2 protein-coding genes are annotated in these 1956 nt (G+C 45.1%); both read right to left on the bottom strand.

The features are described 5' to 3' along the window. A partial coding sequence (locus WBA23_RS03745; RefSeq protein ID WP_424580909.1) for a PspC domain-containing protein occupies positions 1-1535 on the bottom strand: 1535 nt, incomplete at its 3' end. Then, positions 1532-1909 (bottom strand): PadR family transcriptional regulator, encoded by a 378-nt coding sequence (locus WBA23_RS03740; protein WP_424580908.1) that lies wholly within the window; start codon positions 1907-1909, stop codon positions 1532-1534. The genes WBA23_RS03740 and WBA23_RS03745, both read right to left, overlap by 4 nt. Between the last annotated feature and the right edge of the window lie 47 nt (positions 1910-1956).

Genomic DNA, 1956 nt, shown 5'->3' with positions numbered 1-1956 from the left:
TCTTCTACCAGCACGTCGTAGGTTACTAAACGAGCGTTCTCCACCGCTCGCTTACGACTACTACCCCGGGACTGAAACGACTTTTGAAGTTCAAATTGATCTTTATCGTGTCCAGTAAGAACTAGTGCCACTTGAGAATCATCGTACTCAGGATAGCCCGTTAATCGTAGAACGGGAGTTTCACCAGTAATAGTTAATTCTTCGGTATCAGTGTACTGCGCCTCTTCCCGAAAATCCATCACCACCGGGGGAACGGTAGCTAACAATCCAATAATACTCACAAACCAGATACCCACGCCGGTCCAGATAACGGCGGCACTTACCAACCTACGACGGGCAATGATCGAGATACCACTAATGACTAAGGCTAATGCAGGCATCAGGGTGGCGATGATAGCAAACACTAACCCTGCCCCGGAGAAACTGTTTCTTACAACCTCCATCGGAATGTTTACACCCCAGAAGTAGGGTTCCATGGTAGCCATTCCTAGCGTAATTCCACTGGTTAGTAGAAGGGATAATAGTATTAATCCACCAATCGCTACCAATAGTAAGCCGAACAACACGCGAGCGGCGTCGCCCAGAAATACTAGGAACGGACCTAGTGCCCGGCCCAAGTTGGTAAAAATTACCGCTACCAATCGAAAGGGGAAGAGTACTGCTTTTAGCAAAGTGCTTTCTTCCCCACTCTCGCTTACACTAAAGTTTTTTTTTACACTAGATTCAATATTGGATAGCGTAACCGGTTCGCCCTTCATCTGCATTCTGTCAGTCAGAGTTAAAGCCTGTGGAGTAATAATCCACAGCACAATATAGATAATCAGACCTGCTCCGCCGAAAAAGATAGTAAGCACAAATAGTAAGCGAAAAACTGTTGGATCAGCTCCAAAATAGGCAGCTATGCCACTGGCAACTCCTCCTAACACCTTGTCATCAGGATTGCGAAAGAGCTTCTTCATTTTCTCGTTTTGCTCTAGATTTGGGCGACCCGGTACTACAATCCAGAAAACAATGTAGGTGATGAACGTAATCGTATCGAGCACTCCAAACGTAATAAACGCATCGGCAAACAAGAACAAAATAAGGAGCAGACGAACCCACAGCGGATCAGTACGGAAGTAGTGGGCTACTCCAGCAGCCACACCACCCAGAATTTTTCGTTGCGTATCGCGGTACAGCCGCCGCCCTTCTTCCGGTTCTTCCCGAAAAGTACGGTTGTCGGTTTGCGTTCCAGCGTCAGCAAAGGTGTAAGCTTCTTCTTCACCATAGTCTTGGGCAGCAAAATCTTCTACGCTTCCCATCGTAGCGACTACGCCTGCTACATCCTCTTTGGTAATGACTTGTTTTGCGGAGTTTAGTTTCTTCAGGAAAATTTCAGCAATACGGCTTTCAATGTCGTCCGTAATTTCTTTGCTATCCTCGTAGTTAGAAAAGTAACTAGTAATAGCGTCCAGATAGTTTCGCAGCAACTCGTAACCATCTTCCTCTACATGAAAGATAATTCCACTAATGTTGATACTTATATTTCGTTTCATGATTGCGATGATTTTTGGGGGTCGTTGACAACAGGTAGATTCCTGTCGTGATTCATTGTTATGTGATTCGTTGATTTTACCAGTTCTTCCCAAGTAGTTTTTAGCTGAGTGAGAAAGTCTTGGCCGGTTTGGGTCAACGTATAATATTTACGGGGCGGCCCAGAAGTAGACTCTACCCACTGGTAATCAACCAACCCGGCTTTACGCAGACGAGTCAGCAGGGGATAAAGTGTTCCTTCTACTACCATAATTTTGGCAGAGGTAAGTTCCTCCAGCATATCAGAGGCGTATACTTCTCCGCGGGATATAATGTGCAGAATGCAGTACTCTAAAATACCTTTTCGCATCTGCACTTGGGTGTTTTCAATTTTCATAAATTCGTTCTTTGCACGAGTTAGTGTTGCTTAAAATTTAGGTTCAA

The organism is Tunicatimonas sp. (assembly GCF_049647865.1).
Lineage (GTDB): Bacteria > Bacteroidota > Bacteroidia > Cytophagales > Cyclobacteriaceae > Tunicatimonas.
This window is presented reverse-complemented; position numbering and strand designations above follow the sequence as displayed.

Bases quoted from the DNA above. Each gene is read 5' to 3' on its own strand.
- WBA23_RS03740 (WP_424580908.1), bottom strand. From the start codon at position 1,909: ATGAAAATTGAAAACACCCAAGTGCAGATGCGAAAAGGTATTTTAGAG.